The 17739-nt window shown below is 63.6% G+C and carries 19 protein-coding genes; 3 read left to right on the forward strand and 16 right to left on the reverse strand.

What is annotated here, in order from left to right; all coding sequences use genetic code 11:
* The first annotated feature begins 7 nt into the window (after positions 1-7).
* The 3 genes from ACNFJ7_RS04415 (at position 8) to ACNFJ7_RS04425 (ending at position 1897) form a co-directional block, all read left to right on the forward strand.
* Positions 8-778, forward strand: a complete 771-nt coding sequence (locus ACNFJ7_RS04415; RefSeq protein ID WP_026009118.1) for an MBL fold metallo-hydrolase — start codon at positions 8-10, stop codon at positions 776-778.
* A complete protein-coding gene (locus ACNFJ7_RS04420) occupies positions 775-1398 on the forward strand; it encodes a retropepsin-like aspartic protease family protein (RefSeq protein WP_019369374.1) in 624 nt (207 codons plus the stop codon). Before ACNFJ7_RS04415 ends, ACNFJ7_RS04420 begins: the two co-directional genes overlap by 4 nt.
* Before the next feature lie 208 nt (positions 1399-1606).
* Positions 1607-1897 (forward strand): helix-turn-helix domain-containing protein, encoded by a 291-nt coding sequence (locus ACNFJ7_RS04425; RefSeq protein WP_019369375.1) that lies wholly within the window; start codon positions 1607-1609, stop codon positions 1895-1897.
* A gap of 135 nt (positions 1898-2032) precedes the next feature.
* Here ACNFJ7_RS04425 and ACNFJ7_RS04430 read toward each other — a convergent pair whose 3' ends face one another.
* The 16 genes from ACNFJ7_RS04430 to uppS all read right to left on the reverse strand — a co-directional run bounded on the left by ACNFJ7_RS04430 (position 2033) and on the right by uppS (position 17715).
* The gene (locus ACNFJ7_RS04430) at positions 2033-3076 is read right to left on the reverse strand and encodes a potassium channel family protein (protein ID WP_026009120.1); all 1044 of its coding nucleotides are present in this window, start codon (positions 3074-3076) and stop codon (positions 2033-2035) included.
* 17 nt (positions 3077-3093) lie between these two features.
* Complete coding sequence (locus ACNFJ7_RS04435) at positions 3094-3507, reverse strand: Na+/H+ antiporter subunit G (RefSeq protein ID WP_019369377.1); 414 nt, start codon at positions 3505-3507, stop codon at positions 3094-3096.
* Positions 3504-3773 carry a K+/H+ antiporter subunit F gene (locus ACNFJ7_RS04440; protein WP_019369378.1) on the reverse strand — a complete coding sequence of 90 codons (270 nt, stop codon included), beginning with the start codon at positions 3771-3773 and terminating at the stop codon, positions 3504-3506. The genes ACNFJ7_RS04435 and ACNFJ7_RS04440 overlap by 4 nt, the downstream gene beginning before the upstream one ends.
* Positions 3770-4258, reverse strand: coding sequence for a Na+/H+ antiporter subunit E (locus ACNFJ7_RS04445; protein ID WP_026009121.1), 489 nt, complete (start codon positions 4256-4258; stop codon positions 3770-3772). The genes ACNFJ7_RS04440 and ACNFJ7_RS04445 overlap by 4 nt, the downstream gene beginning before the upstream one ends.
* A complete protein-coding gene (locus ACNFJ7_RS04450; RefSeq protein WP_019369380.1) occupies positions 4255-5781 on the reverse strand; it encodes a monovalent cation/H+ antiporter subunit D in 1527 nt (508 codons plus the stop codon). The genes ACNFJ7_RS04445 and ACNFJ7_RS04450 overlap by 4 nt, the downstream gene beginning before the upstream one ends.
* Complete coding sequence (locus ACNFJ7_RS04455; RefSeq protein WP_037513534.1) at positions 5778-6125, reverse strand: Na+/H+ antiporter subunit C; 348 nt, start codon at positions 6123-6125, stop codon at positions 5778-5780. Before ACNFJ7_RS04455 ends, ACNFJ7_RS04450 begins: the two co-directional genes overlap by 4 nt.
* 2 nt (positions 6126-6127) lie before the next feature.
* A complete protein-coding gene (locus ACNFJ7_RS04460; RefSeq protein ID WP_237718459.1) occupies positions 6128-8980 on the reverse strand; it encodes a monovalent cation/H+ antiporter subunit A in 2853 nt (950 codons plus the stop codon).
* Positions 8981-9351: 371 nt separating this feature from the next.
* A complete protein-coding gene (rpmE, locus tag ACNFJ7_RS04465; protein WP_019369383.1) occupies positions 9352-9582 on the reverse strand; it encodes a 50S ribosomal protein L31 in 231 nt (76 codons plus the stop codon).
* 84 nt (positions 9583-9666) lie between these two features.
* Positions 9667-9879, reverse strand: a complete 213-nt coding sequence (locus tag ACNFJ7_RS04470; protein WP_019369384.1) for a hypothetical protein — start codon at positions 9877-9879, stop codon at positions 9667-9669.
* Between the two features lie 19 nt (positions 9880-9898).
* Positions 9899-10321, reverse strand: a complete 423-nt coding sequence (gene fabZ / locus ACNFJ7_RS04475) for a 3-hydroxyacyl-ACP dehydratase FabZ (protein ID WP_236704445.1) — start codon at positions 10319-10321, stop codon at positions 9899-9901.
* Positions 10322-10374: 53 nt separating this feature from the next.
* Positions 10375-11157, reverse strand: a complete 783-nt coding sequence (locus ACNFJ7_RS04480; protein WP_236704443.1) for an OmpH family outer membrane protein — start codon at positions 11155-11157, stop codon at positions 10375-10377.
* Between the two features lie 2 nt (positions 11158-11159).
* Positions 11160-13895: an outer membrane protein assembly factor BamA gene (gene bamA, locus ACNFJ7_RS04485; protein WP_019369387.1), complete on the reverse strand. Its 2736-nt coding sequence runs from the start codon at positions 13893-13895 to the stop codon at positions 11160-11162.
* A gap of 70 nt (positions 13896-13965) precedes the next feature.
* Positions 13966-15099 carry a M50 family metallopeptidase gene (locus ACNFJ7_RS04490; RefSeq protein WP_019369388.1) on the reverse strand — a complete coding sequence of 378 codons (1134 nt, stop codon included), beginning with the start codon at positions 15097-15099 and terminating at the stop codon, positions 13966-13968.
* A complete protein-coding gene (locus ACNFJ7_RS04495; protein WP_026009124.1) occupies positions 15096-16253 on the reverse strand; it encodes a 1-deoxy-D-xylulose-5-phosphate reductoisomerase in 1158 nt (385 codons plus the stop codon). The genes ACNFJ7_RS04490 and ACNFJ7_RS04495 overlap by 4 nt, the downstream gene beginning before the upstream one ends.
* Positions 16250-17050, reverse strand: a complete 801-nt coding sequence (locus ACNFJ7_RS04500; protein ID WP_019369390.1) for a phosphatidate cytidylyltransferase — start codon at positions 17048-17050, stop codon at positions 16250-16252. Before ACNFJ7_RS04500 ends, ACNFJ7_RS04495 begins: the two co-directional genes overlap by 4 nt.
* A complete protein-coding gene (uppS, locus tag ACNFJ7_RS04505; protein WP_050990162.1) occupies positions 17047-17715 on the reverse strand; it encodes a polyprenyl diphosphate synthase in 669 nt (222 codons plus the stop codon). Before uppS ends, ACNFJ7_RS04500 begins: the two co-directional genes overlap by 4 nt.
* Positions 17716-17739 lie beyond the last annotated feature (24 nt).

Consider the following 17739-nt stretch of genomic DNA (forward strand, 5'->3'; position numbering starts at 1 on the left):
GTTCTTGCTGAGCCTTCGCATTCTCGGTTCGGGTACCTCTTCGGGCGTACCCCGCATCGGCCCCGATTGGGGCATGTGCGATCCGGCCGATCCACGCAATCGGCGTACTCGCGCCTCTGTTCTGGTGCGAAGCGCCACGACGACGATTCTGGTCGATACCAGTCCCGATTTGCGCGAACAGCTGCTGGCGGCGGACGTTTCGAACCTTGATGCGGTACTCTGGACGCATGATCATGCCGATCATTGCCATGGCATCGATGATCTGCGGCAGATCATGCACGCGCGCGATGGCCAGCCGGTGCCAGGCTGGGCGCGGGCGTTCACGCTCGATCAGCTTGCCAAGCGGTTCCCCTATATCTTCGAAGGTCGAGGGAAATTTTATCCTCCCGTGGTTGCTGCGGCGCTGCTGACGGACAGGTTGGACATTGGCGATATCACCGTACGAGTCGTCGAACAGCCGCACGGCGGGATCACCTCGGCTGGATTGCGCTTCGAACACGGCGGCAAGTCCATTGGTTATGCCACTGATTTTCATGCGTTTACAGACGAGATGCGGGCGCACTATGGCGGGCTGGATCTGTGGGTTGTAGATGCATTGCGGCGAGCGCCGCACCCGACCCACCCTCATCTGGGGGCAGTGCTCGAATGGATCGCGGAATTGGCACCGAAGCGCGCTGCGCTTGTTCATATGGATCACTCGATGGACTATGCCACGCTGCTAGCCGAACTGCCTGCCGGTGTAGAACCGGGCTATGACGGGTTGGAGTTGATCGTGTGAGCAGTTCCGATGGCGTCCATTTTGTTTGGTTGATCGGCGCGCTGGTACTGGTGGTCAGCGCCTTATCGGTTCGCCGGGTCGGCTTTGGGCTGTTGCTGCGCACGTTGCTGGGCTGGGCGGCGATTATCCTCCTGGTGCTGATCGCCGTCGGTTATCGCTACGAATTGGCCGGCGCATGGTCTTCGTTGACAAACCGGCTGGGGCTTGAGGAGCAGCGGGTCGAAGGTGGTACGGTACGGATCCGGATGAGCCCCGACGGCCATTTCTGGGCCCGCGTGGAGCTGAACGGCGTCGAGCGCCGCATGCTGATCGACAGCGGCGCGACCGTGACCGCCATCTCGCAGCGAACCGCGGCGGCGGCTAGAATTGAGGCCGCCGACGGACTTCCTGCGATCATCACCACGGCCAACGGCAATGTCGCCGCGCAACGCGCCCGGGTCGGCGAGCTTGTGCTCGGGCCGCTCAAGATGCGCGACCTAGGCGTGGTGATTTCGGCGAGCTTCGGAAACATGGATGTGCTCGGCATGAACTTCCTGTCACGGCTGCATAGCTGGCGCGTGGAGGGAAATGTCCTGGTGCTGGAGCCGGTGGACCCGGCGGGTACGAGCACGCGAGCGTAGCGACGACGTGCGGCGTAGCTGGGATATGTTCCAGGAACGCTTTGTACGGTTATATATTTTACATAATGTAAATTATCAATCCATTTGCTAACTGGGGGCTGTAAGCGCAACGTGGAAATGGGACATCTCCGCTAAATAGAAACGGGACAGCCTCCGTTTCGCAGCGGCTCGGTGCCATGCAGTCCTCGGCAACGAGGATGTGCGCACGATGACGGTGATCGCGATGAGCGCTGCGGAAATCTCACGGTACGAAACGCTGCAGCGGGTTGAGCGCCGCGAGATTACCGGCAGCGAGGCCGGCGATCTGTTCAGGCTATGCCGGCGCCAGGTCTATCGGCTCCTGGATAGTTTCCGCGCTGAAGGCGCTGCCCGTCTCGCCTCTCGCAAGCGCGAGTTCAGCCGCGTCGTCGAGCGCGCGGCGGAAGCCGGTAACGACGATTTCATCCGGTGCCGCCTTCACCTGATCCGTAGTAAAACATTGATCGCATCGATCGGGTAACTGGGCTGACGCGGCCCCTCCTCCCCAACGCCTCGGAGTGGTCAACCCAGCGAAGGCACGCAGATCAGGGCAGTCACTCCATAGCGAGGCGCCGAAATGCCACGGATAGGCAATCGGTCGCGCCTCGAAGCGCAATCAAGCGTGTGCGCGATCGTCTCGCTCGCGGGTGGGCACGACCTCGACGATGACATCACCTGCCTCCAGGCGACCCGCCGCGGCTTCCCAAAAACCGAAGATCGCACTGCCGCGATAGATGCGGTGCCCTAAGCCCGTCGTAATCGCGCTCAACGGTTTGCCGATCTCGTCTGGGGTGATGGCGCGTTCGCGCAGTGCCACCCGCCCGTCGGTCGCCGCCAAGTCGGCCATATAGTCGGCGAGATGCGCGCCGTGGGTGGACACGGCGAGCAGCAGTCCGGCGAAGCTCGCCGGGTTGATGACGGTGTTGGCGCCCGCCTGAAGCGCGATCGCTTCGTTGTCCGTCGAGCGGATGACGACGCTGATCGGCAGTTCCGGCGCGAGCCCGCGCGCGGTGAGTACGATCAGGATTGAAGTATCGTCGCGCCCCGCAGCCACGATCAGTGCGCTTGCCGTCGCGATGCGTACCGCGTCTAGCGCCGCGTTACGCGTGGCGTTCCCTTCCATCACGGCCACACCGAGCGCCTCGGCATTACGAAGCGCGGCCGGATTGTCGTCGATAACGACGATGGTGTCCGGATCGGCGCCCCGCCGGATCAGTTCGTTGGCGGCTTCCGATCCGCTGTTGCCGAAACCGGCGATGACGACATGGCCCTGCAGCCGTTGCTGGATCATCGACATGCGCCATCGCTCCCAAACCCGCTTGAGCAGAAAATCATAGGCGGTTCCCAGAAAGATCAACCACACAAACAGCCGGATCGGCGTGACGACGAAGGTGTCGAACATCCGCGCCTGCTGCGTCACCGGCACGATATCGCCATAGCCGACGGTGGTGACGGTGATCATGGTGAAGTAGAGTATGTCGGCGAAGGTAACGGGCTCGCCGGACGATTGGCGCAGGCCGTCGCGGTCCAGCCAGTGCACCGCCAGCGCGATGCCGATCAGCCCGAACGCAAGCAGCGCGCGCCACGAGAGGGCCAGCCAAACCGGCGTTTTTGGCCGCCGATACAGATGATAGTGCGTCGTCTGGCTATCGCGGTCCACGATGCGTTCCGATGACGTCAACTGCTTGCCGTGGAGGCGGGCGTATCGCGGGCCGGCGCTTCAAAGGTTGCCCAATCGCCTTGTTCGGTGGGGCGCGGCGGCGGGCCCGCAATGCTGTCCGGCTCGGTCACGGCACCGATCCGCACGCGGTGCAGATGCACTTTAGCGATCATGTTCGCGGAAATCGGTGCGGTGATGAACAGGAACAGCGAGATCAGCAGTTCGTGCGCGGTCCAGACGCCCAGCTTCGCCTGAAAGTAAACGACGGAGGCGACCAGCAGCGCGCCGAGCCCGAGCGTGGTCGCCTTGGTGGGGCCGTGCAACCGCTCCATCGTCGAGGGCAGCCGCACCAGCCCCCAACTGCCGATCAGCACGAAGGCAGCTCCCAGCAGCAGCAGCACGGTGACGGCAATCTCTGCGATCAGGCTCATTCGACGATGTCTCCGCGCAGCACGAACTTGCAATAGGCGATGGTGCTCACAAAGCCCACCATCGCCAGCAGCAAGGCCGCTTCGAAATAGGTATCGTTGCCGCCGATCATGCCGATCAGTACGATTAGCGCGATTACATTGATGACCATGGTGTCGAGCGCCATGATCCGATCGCCCAGCGCCGGCCCCTGCAGCAGGCGCCAGCCGTTGAGCAGCAGGGCAAGCGCGGCGCAGCCCTCGGCGATATGGAGCGCGATGTCGATCATGCGAACACCCGTTGCAGCCGCGCCTCGTAGCGAGTCTTGATCCGCACAACCTCGGCCGCCGGATCTTCCACATCGAGTGCGTGCACCAGCAGATAGCGCCCATCGGCGGAAACGTCGGAAGATACCGTGCCGGGCGTAAGGCTGATCGTACCTGCCAGCATGGTGATCGCCTCGGGTGTGGTCAGGTCGATCGGCACGATCAGCCAGCGCGCGCGAAGATCGCGGTTACGGCGGAAAAGGATCAGCCAGGCGACCTGGAAATTGGCAATGAGGATGTCGAGCAGCACGATGCCCAAATAGGCTACAAAAGCGCCGCGGAACCGCATCCTGGGCCGGTCTGGCCAGAAGGGCTGGGTAAATTTGGGCAGCGCCAGCGCAAAGATCGCGCCTAGGGCGATGCTGCCGGCCGTGATGGCATTGGCCATCAGCAACCACACGATCAGCAGCATCGCGGACAGCCCAGGATGAGGGAGCAGATGCCTCACGGCGCGCTATCTCCCAGCACAGCTGCGACGTAGCGGTCGGGGGCCAGGATCTGCGCCGCGGCAGCACGCGTCTGCTTCGTCATCCATCCCCCTGTAAAGGAAAGTAGAGCGAGGATCATCATCAACGCCAGCGGTGCCGCGAGTTCGATGCGAGAGCGCGGCACCGCAGCGACGGCATCGGCGTGTGGCGGTGCGGTCTTCCAGAAGATCGTGCTGCCGCTCCGCGAGAAGCCGATCACGCCGATCAGCGTGCTGAGGAGAATCGCGGTCCAGATCGCCTGCCAGCCCTGCACGCCGAAACTTGCGTCGAGGATTAGCAGCTTGCCGATGAAGCCAGCGAGCGGCGGCAGCCCCACCGCGGCGATCCCGGCGGTCAGGTACAGAAGTCCGGCGGCGTCCTGTCCGGCAAAACGCGGGCTCGGCACGATCGCATCGCCATATTGACCCCGCCGCCGGAGCGTGACGTCCGCGACCAAGAAAAGCGCGGCGCCTGCCAGCGTCGCCTGCACCATGTAGTAGAGGGCGGCAGAAAGCGCCGCTTCATTCCAGCAGGAAACGGCCATCAGCAATGTCCCGGTGGATGCGAGCACCGCGAACGCCGCCTGCTCGCGCAGGCCCCTCGCCGCCAGCACGCCCACAAAGCCGACCACCGCGCCGGCGATCGCGGCAGGCAACAGATAGGGTGCAGGTACCCACGCCGCTGCGCCAGCCTGCGCGCCGAAGATCAAGGGCACCGTACGGATCATCGCATAGACGCCCAACTTGGTCATGATGGCAAACAGCGCCGCCACGACCGGCATCGTCGCGGCATAGGTGCGCGGCAGCCATAGGTGGATCGGCACCACCGCCGCTTTCAGCGCGAACACCGCCATGAGCAGCAATGCCGCGACCCGCAGCAGCCCTTGGTCCTCCGCTCCCAGGCCGGCAACCCGCACGGCAAGATCGGCCATGTTGAGTGTTGCTGTCAGGCCGTAGAGCAAGCCCAGCGCGATCAGGAACAGCGCCGATCCGATGATGTTGACCACGACATAGGCCACGCCCGCCTTCAGCCGCAGCGCCCCCTGCCCGTGCAGCATCAGCCCATAAGACGCGATCAGCAGCACTTCGAAGAACACAAACAGGTTGAACAGGTCGCCGGTCAAGAATGCGCCGTTCAGCCCCAGCAGCTGAAAGTGAAACAGCGGATGGAAATGCCAGCCCTTTCGATCCGCGCGGGTGATCACCGCGTGGGACAATACGATGATGGCAAGCACGGCCACCAGCACCAGCATCGTCGCTGCCAGCTGATCGAGCACCAGCACGATGCCGAACGGTGCCGGCCATGCACCCACGGCATAGCTGCGGATCGCGCCGTCCTGGGCCACGATGAATAACGCGACGGCGGCCGCTAGCATCATGAGGCACCCGGCCAGCGACAGATAGAGACTGAAAATCCGACGCCGCCGCATCAACAGCATCGTCACCGGCGCGGTTACCGCCGGCACGACGATCGGGGCGATCATCAACTGGTCAAGCGGCATCATGCGCCCTTCTCCTCGTCCGGATCGACGCGGCCGTCGACCTGGTCCGACCCGCTTTCGAGGAAACTGCGCAGCGAAAGGATCACCGTCAGCGCGGTCATGCCGAAGGTGATAACGATGGCGGTAAGCACCAGTGCCTGCGGCAAGGGATCGGCATGCTCGATGACGCCCTTGGCGTACAGCGGCGGCCGGTCGACGATCAACCGGCCGATCGCGAATAGGAACAGGTTCACCGCATAGGAAAGAAGCGTCAGCCCCAGCACGACCTGGAACGTCCGACCTCGCAGCGCAAGGTACACGCCGCCCGTGACCAGCACCGAGATGGCGGAGGCGACGAGGAATTCCAGGCTCATGCCCCCTCCCCCTCACTCTTCGCCGCGCGTTGAGCGACATGGCTCAACTGCGATAGCGCCATCATCACCGCGCCCACTACGACGGCGGCGACGCCCAGATCGAACAGCATCGCCGTCGCCAGCTCGAACTCGCCGATCAGCGGCAGGTGGAAGTGGCCGAAGCTGCTGCTGAGAAACGGTGCGCCGAAAACCAGCGCGCCCAGGCCCGTCGCGGCGGCGATCAGGACGCCGAAACCGATCAGCTGGTGCTCGCCGATCTTGCGCCGCTCGTCGGTCCAATCGAACCCCGATGCCAGATATTGCAGCAGGATCGCTATCGAGAAGACCAGCGCGGCGATGAAGCCGCCACCCGGCTGGTTGTGCCCCCGCAAGAAGATGTAGATGCCGACGAGCAGAGCCAACGGCAGCAGCAATCGCGTGGCCATGACGAACATCATCGGATGGCGCTCCGGTGAATGCAGATCCGCCGATCGCCATTCGCGCAGCCGCCGCCCGGCAGCGCCACGCGCCGCGGGCTCCAGTAGAGCAAAGATGGAAAGCCCCGCGATGCCGAGAACGATGATCTCGCCAAGCGTATCGAAAGCGCGGAAGTCCACCAACGTAACGTTGACGACATTGGTGCCACCGCCGCCCGCGTAGCTGTTTTCCCAATGAAAGCGCGAAATTCCCTCGCGCACCGGCCGCGTCATGATCGCCCAGGCAAGCCAACCTGTGCCCCCGCCGGCTGCAATCGCGATGGCAGCGTCTCGCAGGCGCCGCCCCACACCCGAGAGCCGCGGCGGCGATCCGGGCAGCAGGTGCAGCGCGAGCAGCATCAACAGGATCGTCACCACCTCCACGGCGATCTGCGTCAGCGCAAGGTCGGGGGCCGACAGGTGAACGAAGGCAAGCGCCATGACGAGGCCGATGACGCTGATAAAGATCAGCGCTAAAAAGCGCCGCCGATCAACAGCGACCACTGCGACGGTGGCGATCATCAACGCTCCCCAGGCAACGATCGCCACCGGCGATGCGGGGTTGGTCGCGCCCGCGCCCGCCGGGGCACCGAAGCGGAGCGCCGCCTCTAAGCCCAGCGCCAGAACAACGATGAAGAGGACGAAGACGTAACGCTGCAGCGCGGCTACGTGTACCAACGCGGAGGCTTGGCGCATCGCTCGAACGAAGACCTCGATACTCGCATCGAACATCCGCTTGGCGTCCGGCGATGGGAGTTGCTCCATCCCTGCGGCGACGATGCGATATCCCCACAGCAGCAAGATCGCCACGGCTACCGCCCCCATGCTCATCAGCAGCGCCGGATTAACGCCGTGCCATAATGCGAGGTGCAATGTGGGCGCGGCAGTGCCGGTGACCACTGCACTTGCCGCCGCGACAAGCGGCCCTGCCAGCGTCATCGGCAACAACCCGAGCGCGAGCGCAATCAGCACCAGCAATGCGGGCGGACCTAGCAACAGCGCCCTCGGATCATGCGGCGCCGTAACCTCCCCGGTGCGGCGCGGGCCGAAATGCAGCCCAACCGCATAGCGGAGCGAATACGCCGCAGACAGCATCGCCGCGACCGTCGCCAGCACCGGCACCAACAACGCCTGGCCCATGAAGACGGTGTGCGCGCTTTGCTCAAGCATCATCTCCTTCGAAATGAAGCCGCCGAGCGGTGGCACACCCGCCATTGCCGACGCTGCCAATACGCCCAGCGTCGCCGTGAGCGGCAATACGCGCGCCAACCCGCCAAGGCGGCGGATGTCGCGCGTACCGGTTTCATGGTCGATGATGCCGGCATGCATGAAAAGCGCCGCCTTGAACGCCGCATGGTTCAGGATGTGGAAGATCGCAGCCGTTACCGCTGCGACCGTCCCGAAGCCAAGCAGCATCACCATCAGCCCCAACTGGCTGATCGTCGAATAAGCAAGGATCGCCTTCAGATCATACCGGAACAGCGCGACGCCGGCGCCGAACAACATCGTCGCAAGCCCTACCGGGACAACGATCGAGAACCACAGATCCGTGCCGGCGAGCACCGGCCACAGCCGCGCGAGAAGGAACACTCCTGCCTTCACCATCGTCGCCGAATGCAGATAGGCGCTCACCGGAGTCGGCGCGGCCATGGCGTGAGGTAACCAGAAATGGAACGGAAACTGCGCGGATTTCGTGAAGGCGCCGATCAGGACAAGGATCAGAATCGCCGGATAGAGCGGCGATGCCTGCACCATCTGACCGCGGGCGAGGATCTCCGCCAGTTCATAGGAGCCCGCCGCCTTGCCGAGCAACACCATTCCCGCGATCAGCGCCAGACCGCCACCGCCGGTGATCGTCAGTGCCATGCGGGCGCCCTGGCGCGCCTCCGCCCGATCGCGCCAGAAGCCGATCAGCAAAAACGATGCGAGGCTGGTCAACTCCCAGAAGACCAGCATTAGCAGCACGTTGCTTGCAAGCGCGATGCCCAGCATTGCCCCCTGGAACAGCATGAGGAACGACAGGAAGCGCGCCGTCGGCTCGTCCTTTCCCAAATAGCCCTGGGCATAAACAATGACGAGCAGTCCGATGCCGAGGATCAGGCCGGCGAACAGCAGTGCAACCGGGTCCATCCACAGGCTGAGGTCGAGCCCGAGCATGGGGATCCAGCCCAGCCGGATCGTCGGCGCGTCGCCGGCCAGTGCAGCACCGGCCTGCGAAAGCAGCAACGCCAGTCCGACCGCGCTGCCGCTCGCCGCAATACCGATATGCATCCGGCGCGATGCGCGCCGAGCCAACAACAACAATAGAACCGCACCAAAAGGCAGACAGATCAAGGCCAGCAAGGCCACCCGTATTTCCCCTTCACGTCGCTGTACGCATCGCCCTGCATCCACAGATAGATAACCACCCGTGTACCCATCCGGACGCCATTTGAACACGAAAAGGGGATGTTTTTATCCACTCAGGCGCTGCTTCACGCCGAAGGCAACCTGAATGCCGCAGCGCTCGCCAGGCGCTCGCTTCCCTGCCGGGTGGCGGTGGCAACACGCTCTACCACTCGCTTTATGCCAAGATCCAGTTACGGGAGCCCGTCACTTTCCTATCGGCCGGGTTCCGACGCTGGTCACAGGAGAGAAGGGCCTGCAAGTCCTTCGCACAGGTCTGATACGCGTCCCACACACGAAAACGCCCCTCGGACTTGCACCGGAATGCAAAGCCAAGGGGCGCCTTGTAGCTTGGGCGGGGGCCGGGAGCCCCTCCCCGATTACTTCTTGCCGAGCGAGAGGCCGCCGAAACGCTTGTTGAAGCGCGCAACCTGGCCGCCCTGATCGAGCAGCTGGCCGCGGCCGCCCGTCCAGGCCGGGTGCGCGAGCGGATCAATCTCGAGCTGCATGAGATCGCCTTCCTTGCCCCAGGTCGAGCGCGTCTCGTAGACGGTGCCGTCCGTCATCTGCACCTTGATCATGTGATAATCGGGATGCGTGTTCTGCTTCACATCAAATTCCTTAGAAAAGCCGCCGGTTTCCGACCGGCAGTGGACGCGCGCGCCTAGCAGAGCCGAGCGTCGCGCGCAACCTTCTTACCGCACCCGCCACCAGCGGCGGAACGCAACGACCGACCAGATGGCCTCCACCACGCCGAACGGCCAAGCCCCCTGCAGGAAGCCATAGGCCGAGCCGAGCAGGCAGGCTGCGGCGAACCCCAAAACCCACCCATGCGACCGGGCTTCCATCGCATAGGTGACGAGCATCGCCGTTACCGCGAACAGGCCGAACCAGGTTAGCCCGTCCAAGCTTGATCCCCTGATCGGATCAGGCGCTCGGCGGATCGGCGATCATGGCGGTGAACTCGCACTCGGCCGCCAGTTCGCCGTCGATCAGTGCCTTGCCGGCGAATTTGCACACGCGCGCGCGCTTCTGCACGAATTCGACGTGAAGCTTGAGCAATACGCCCGGCTCCACCGGCTTGCGAAACTTCACGTTGTCGATCGCCATGAAGTAGACGAGCTTGCCAGAGCCGGCCAGTCCCAGGGATTCGACCGCCAGCACGCCTGCCGCCTGAGCCAGCGCCTCGACAGTGAGCACGCCCGGCATGATCGGACGCCCGGGGAAATGCCCCTGGAAGAAGGCCTCGTTGATCGTCACCGCCTTCACCGCGACGATCGACTGGTCGAGAATGAGTTCCTCGACGCGATCGACCAGCAGCATGGGAAAGCGGTGGGGCAGCGCCGCCATCACCCGCCCGATATCGAGCGGGCCGATGTTGCTGCCCCCCTGCCCTGCCTCGCTCACCGCGGTTCAGGCTTCGCCGGACGGGTGGTGGTAGCGGCGGGGCGCGCCGCCGGGACGCTGCCCGCAGGTGCGGCGGCACCCGGCGCGGCGGCGGCGCCCTGTTGCTGCTGCTGCTGCGCGCGCATCGCCGCCATCTGGTAGGCGCGGCGCTTCAGTTCGTTCACCTGCTGCTGGAACTGCACGGTCCGCTGCTGCGGCTGCCAATTGGCTGGCGGGGTGATCGCAACCGTCGGCGTCTTGTCCAACTCAGCAACCATGGCGTCGCTGATGTCGACCGCATCCGGTGCGTACACAATCGCTTCCGGCTGCAGGATCACGTTGATCTTGCGGGCGTTCACCACGCCGATCTGCGCGGCATCGTACAGCTGCAGGATCTTCTCGAACGCGAACAGCTCCGCCAGGATCGACGGCATCTGCAGTTTCTGAATCTCTTCATTCGCCTGCGTCTGCAGGGTCATGAGCTGGGTGTAGTTCGGATCCTTGCGGGCAGAGGCTGCCTGCTCCTCGGCTTCCGAAACCTGGCCGTCCTTGTTCGTGTCGATCGTGGTCAGCAACGGACGCGCGTCGGTCTGGAACTTGGTCTGGCGGGCCTGGATCTGATCGCGCACCGGCTTGTAAGTGGTATCGAGCTGCGTCTCGGCGGTGGTGAACGCCTTGGAGCGGGTGATCACTTCCATCTGATTGACGGTGGCAATGCCGGCGACCTGGGCCGATGCCGGGAGCGCGGCGATCATCGCCGCCGAGGCAGCCAACGTCGCCGCGAATACACGGTGCTTCATCATTAGAACTGGGTCCCTACGTTGAAAGTAACAAGCTTCTTGTCGTCGCCCGGCTGGCTGAGCAGTGCTTTGGCGATGTCAATACGCAACGGGCCGAACGGCGAATTCCAGTTGACCCCGAAGCCGATCGAAATGCGCGGCCTGGCCGTGCTGCCACGGAATACCTCGTAAAATGGTGCAGTCGAGTTGAGCGCGCGGGTGTTGACCGAGGTGCCCAAGCAAGGATCGCCGGCCGACGCAGCGTAACCGATCGTACACCGGGTGACCTGACCTTGATAGGTCCCGGTCGTGACCTGGTACAGCGGAGTACCGTCGGTATCGTTGAGCGGGGGCTGCAGATAGGTCGGCGACCCATCGGTGTTGTACAAGAGCTTCCCGCTGGAATCCGTGGCTTGAATGAAGAAATTGTTGATCGTCGGCTTGCGGATCGAGAACAGCGAACCCGCCATGATGTAGACCGACGGTCGCAGGCCGAGCTCCGCTGCACCCGATCCCAGCGGGAGCTCGAGTTCGGCCTTGGTGAGGTAGTAAGCCTTGCCGCCCAGCGCGTCGTCGACGAACTGGTCGCGCGCGCTGTTCAGCACCTGTGTGCCGCTCGCCGCATCTCCCGTATAGAAGAAGCGCTGAACACGCGGGCCGACGCCCCGGATGTCAAACCCACGGAACTGCGGTTCGCCCAAATAGAAGCGGTCGATAATGCGGACTTCGGAGCCGTCGAGGCTCTTGATCACGCCGCCCTCGCCGCTCAGCGAGAAGACGAAGCCGCTACCCAACCCCCAATACTTATCCGCATTCGCCTTCCCGCGGATGTAGCGGACATTGCCGCCCAGACCGGCCACGTCCACTCCCAACGACACGCGCTGGCCGCGGGTGGGACGCAGGCGACTGTTGAGACTGTCATAGATCATCGACACGCCCACCAGCGAGGTCAGTCGGTTGCCGACGGAGTCACAAAAGTAGCGGCCTGCCCGGATCGGGTCGCACTGACCGTTCGTGTAGAACTGCGCTTCGTCCAGCGTCACATCGTCCTTCGACAGATAGTAACGGCCTGACAGCGTCCAGTATTCAGTGAGCGGCAGGCCCGCCACGAGCTGGAAACCCGTCGAAATTTGCCGATAGGTCGTGTTGCGCGTGTTATTTTGCAGGAAGTTGAAGCTGTTGTAGTCGCGACGGAAAACCGTACCGCCCAGGGCGATATTGCTATCGAACAGATAGGGCTCGGTGAAGCCGAGCTCAACCGACTTCGAATAGCTGGAATAATCAGCGGAAATGCTGACGGTCTGCCCCATGCCGCGGAAGTTGCGTTGGCGGATCGAAGCCTGCAGGATGAAGCGCTCGAGGCTGGAGAAGCCGGCGGAAAGCGTCAGTTCGCCGTTCGGCCGCTCTTCGACGTTGGCGCCGAGCACGATGCGGTCGGGCGACGAGCCTTCGTTGCGCTCGATCTCGAACTTGTCCTGGAAATAGCCGAGACTGTTGATGCGGTCCTGCGATCGCTTGACCAAGAAGGTGTTGAAAGCATCACCTTCCGCAACACGCATTTCGCGACGGATCACCTTGTCCTGCGTCTGGCGGTTGCCGGTAATGTCTACGCGTTCGACATAAGTCCGGTTCGCCTCGCCGATGTGGAAGTTCATCGACATCGTCAACGCATCCTTGTTGCGCTGAAAATCCGGACGAACATCTGCAAAGGCATAGCCGAACAGACCGGCGGTTTCGCTCAGCTGTTCAACCGTGTCTTCCACGGCCTTGGCATCATACCATTGGCCTTCCTTGATCGGCAGCGCCGCAGCCAGCTTCTTGTCGTCGAAATCGCGGATCGCGCTGTCGACCGTCACGGGGCCGAATTTGTAGCGGGGACCTTCCTCCACCACATAGGTGATGATGAAGTCCTTCTTGTCCGGCGTCAGCTCGGCTACGGCCGAGATCACCCGGAAATCGGCATAGCCTTGGGTCAGGTAGAATTGGCGGAGCTTCATCTGGTCATATGCCAGACGGTCCTGGTCATACGAGGTATTGGAGCTGAGCAGATGCGTCAGACTGGCCACCTTGGTGGCCATCTGCCCGCGCAGCTTCTTGTCCGAAAATACGTCGTTGCCGATGATATTGATCTGGCGGACCTTGGACTTCGGGCCCTCATGGATTTCGAAGATCACGTCGACGCGGTTCTGGTCAAGACTGACCATTTTCGGCTCGATGCGCGCCGCGAAGCGACCCTGGCGCCGATATAGTTCGACGATGCGCGCGATGTCGGCGCGCACGGCCGTTCGCGTAAATATCTGACGCGGCCGAAGCTTGATCTCTTTGTCGATCTTGTCCTGCTTCAGCCGCTTGTTGCCTTCAAACACGACGCGGTTGATCACCGGGTTCTCGCGAATGCGGATCACCAGGTTGCCACTCTCGACACCTTCGATCGCCACATCGGCGAGAAGGTCCGACGACAAAAGGTCCTTGATCGCCTGGTCGACGGTTTCGTTGGTATAGCTGTCGCCAACCCGTAGCCGCGTGTAGCTGAGCACCGTCTCAGGCTCGATGCGCTGCGATCCTTCGACCCGCAACGACTTGATCGTTCGCGCCACTGCCGGCGTGGCGGCGGGCGCGGGCGTGACCGGAGCGGCGGGCGCCGGCTGCGGTGCGGTCTGCGCACACGCCGGGCTCACCAGCCCCGACAGGATCGTACCTGCCAACAGCGTCGCCGTCGCCCGCGCGCCTAAATTGCTTGCCTTAATCGCAGTCACCATCCCACCCCAGTCGGAATCCAAATTCAATGTAAGTTCGCGCGGAGCATCAAGCCGCCCTGCCCGAACCCCTTTAGCCGATCAAGCCGGCGAGATTTTTCCACACACCGAAAGCGCCCAAATCATTGAGTGTAACGAACAGCATGAGCGCGAGGATCGCAATCAGGCCGCCGCGAAACGCCCATTCCATCACATACGGCTCCACCGGGCGCCGGCGTACCGCTTCGACTGCGTAGAACAAGAGATGACCACCATCCAGCACCGGGACTGGCAACAGGTTGATGAATCCGAGATTAATGGAGACGAGCGCAATCAGGAACGCGAATTCGATCGGCCCCAAAGACAATCGTTCGCCCGAAACCTGCGCGATCTTGAGTGGGCCACCCAGCTCGGAAACGGAGCGACGGCCCGTGAGGATCTGCCCCAGGCCATCCACCGTCATTCGCACGATATCTGCGGTACTGCGCAGGCCCACCAAGGGCGCTTCCAGCACGCTCACCGGCACCTGCACCGATTGCGCGGCACCGATACCGAGCTGCCCGATGCGGAATTCATTGCCGAATCGGTCGCGCTCAAGGCGCGTGCCGATCACTGCATCGAGGCTTCGCGTCGCGCCGCCGCGAACCAGTTCGATGCGAACGGGCTCGTTGGGCCGCAGCTGGGTATATTGCACCATATCGGTGTAGGTCGCGACCGGACGCCCACCCAGCGCCACGATGCGATCGCCGGGCTGCAATCCGGCCATCGCGGCCGGACTGCCGGGCACAACCGAGCCGACGACCGACGGCGTCCGGTTCTGCCCGAACAGCATTGCGAAGGCAGACAAGATCACGATGGCGACGAGGAAGTTAGCGATTGGCCCGGCCGCGACGATGATTGCACGTTGCCAGAGCGGCTTGGCCTGGAAGGTCTGCGCCCGTTCGCGCGCCGGCAGTTGTAGCCATTCGGGCGACGGCTGGCTTGCAGGGTTCATGTCGCCGGCGAACCGCACATAACCGCCGAGCGGCAGCCAGCCAAACTTCCAGCGGGTACCGCGGCGATCAGTGATGCCGGCAACTTCCCGCCCGAACCCGATGGAGAATTCCTCGGCCTTCACGCCAAAGGCGCGGCCGGCCAGATAGTGGCCCAACTCGTGCAGAAAAACGAGCGGCCCGATCACCAGCGCGAACGCTAGAACGGTGAACAGGAAGCCGGGTGTCTGGATCAAGCGACGCAGTCCTTCACTCGCTCAACCGCGTAACGCCGCGCCTCCGCATCGATCGCCAATACGGCATCGAGCGTGTCGGGTGCAGCCGGGTCATAGCGCGTTAGCGTATCGGCAGAGATTGCGGCAATTTCAAGAAATCCGATCCGGCCAGCAAGAAAGGCGGCCACGGCGACTTCATTGGCGGCGTTGAGGATCGCGGGGCGCGCACCGCCGGCCTTCAGCGCGCTCATCGCAAGGGCAAGCGCCGGGAAGCGATCCAGGTCCGGATCTTCAAAGTCGAGCCGTCCGACGGCGGCAAGATCCAATGGCGCGCAGGCGGTCTCCATGCGATCGGGCCAGGCGAGCGCATAGGCGATCGGCGTGCGCATATCGGGCGTGCCAAGCTGCGCGAGCACCGATCCGTCCACATATTCTACCATCGAATGCACCACCGACTGGGCGTGGACCAACACCGCCAGTTGCTCGGCCGCGACAGGAAACAGGTGGAACGCCTCGATCAGTTCGAGCCCCTTGTTCATCATCGTCGCCGAATCGACGGAGATCTTCGCGCCCATCGACCAATTGGGATGCGCCACCGCCTGTGCGGGGGTGATATCGCGCATCGCTTCCCTGGGCGTCGCGCGGAATGGGCCGCCGCTGGCCGTGAGGATGATTCGCCGGACGCCCTTGGGCGCCGTGCGATCAAGGCACTGGAACACTGCATTATGTTCCGAATCGACGGGCAACAGCGTAGCGCCGTGCGCGCGTGCCGCCGCCATCATCACCTCGCCCGCCGACACGAGCGATTCTTTATTTGCCAATGCCACCGTACCGCCGGTTTCCAGCGCCGCCATGACCGGCTTCAGCCCGGCGGAACCGACGATCGCCGCCATCGTCCAATCGGCGCCCATCCGCGCGACGTCACACACCGCCTGGGCACCGCCCAGCGCTTGCACTCCGGTGCCCGCCAGTTGCTCCTTCAGTTTCGGCAGGCACGTCTGGTCGGCAACCACAGCATGGCGCGCGCGGGTGCGGATCGCGGCGGCGGCTAGCTTATCGACATCGCAATTCGCGGTTAGCGCCAAAACCTCGAAGGCGTGCGGATTGCGCTCGATCAGATCGAGCGTCGACGTGCCCACCGATCCCGTCGCCCCAAGAACCGTGACGCGCTTCACCACCAGAAATCTCCCAGAACCACCTGATGATGGATCGCGAAAAACAGCACGGCGACGGGGGCCGCAAATACAAGCCCGTCGAGCCGATCGAGAACGCCACCATGGCCCGGCAGCAGATTGCCGGAGTCCTTGACCCCCGCAACGCGCTTCAGATGGCTTTCGTACAAATCGCCGACCTGCGAGGCGACCGCAACGATGGGCGCAACCGCAACCAACCACCAGCCGATCGCCGAACCGGGCGCCAGCCAAGCAAATGCCGCCGAAAATCCAATCGACGCAATGAGGCCACCGATGAACCCTGCCCAGGTCTTGTTCGGACTGATATCGGGCGCCAGCTTGGGGCCACCGATCGCGCGGCCGGCGAAATAGGCGCCGCTATCGCACACCCACACCATTGCCATCGTCCAGAGCGTTGCGGCGAACCCCTGCGGATGCTCCCGGAGCAGCAACAAGGCGAGAACCGGCAGCCCGACATAGACCTGCCCCCATGCCAACTTGCTGTTGCGCGTGACGATGGCGACGAAGAAGAAGGCACCAAAGATCATGCCCAGCGCCAGAAAGCCGGGCCCTGCCGCCGCAGGACTGAGGATCGCGAGCGGCACGCTCAGCACATATTGTGAGAGCCGGCGCTTATCCTGATCACCCGCCAACAATACCCATTCGCCGATCATCAGGATCGCCATCACAGCGACGACCAGCCAGAAGCCATATCCGCCAGCCCATAGTGCAGCGAGCGCCAAGCCCACCAGCGCCAGCCCGACTACGGCACGCTTGGGCAGATCAGAGTTTTTGCTCACAGGCCGCCGAAACGCCGCTGGCGCCGCCCGAACTGCGCAAGCGCATCGGCGAGCGTCCGCTCATCGAAATCGGGCCAAAGCGTGTCGACGAACAGCAATTCGGCATAGGCTGCCTGCCACAGCAGGAAATTCGACAAGCGCTGTTCGCCCGAGGTGCGGATCAGCAGATCGAGCGGCGGCAAGCCGGCGGTTTCCAATTCGCTCTCAAACCGGGCTTCGTCGATCGCGCTCGGATCCACCGTCCCCTCGCGCGACTGCTGGGCCAAGCGACGCGCTGCTGCAAGGATCTCTGCCTGAGCGCCGTAGTTCAACGCGATCACCAGCGTGGGCCCTGGATTGTTGGCGGTCTGCGCGATCGCGCCGTCGATCAGGGCAGCAAGATCCGGAGACAGCTGCCGCCAGTCACCGATGACGCGCAGCCGGACACCCTCTGACACTAGTTCGTCAAGCTCGCTGGCCAGGAACTGGCGCAGCAGCCCCATCAGCGCGCCGACCTCCTCCTCTGGACGACGCCAGTTTTCGGAGGAGAAAGCGTAGAGCGTCAGCACCTCGATGCCGAGCGTGCGGGCGGCCCGCGCTACCCGGCGCACCGCTTCGACGCCCTGGCGATGGCCCGCGATGCGCGGCAGCAGCCGCTTCTTCGCCCAGCGGCCATTGCCATCCATGATGATCGCGACATGCCGGGGCGG

The sequence above is a fragment of the Sphingomonas sp. HT-1 genome (genome assembly GCF_048568905.1).
Lineage (GTDB): Bacteria > Pseudomonadota > Alphaproteobacteria > Sphingomonadales > Sphingomonadaceae > Sphingomonas.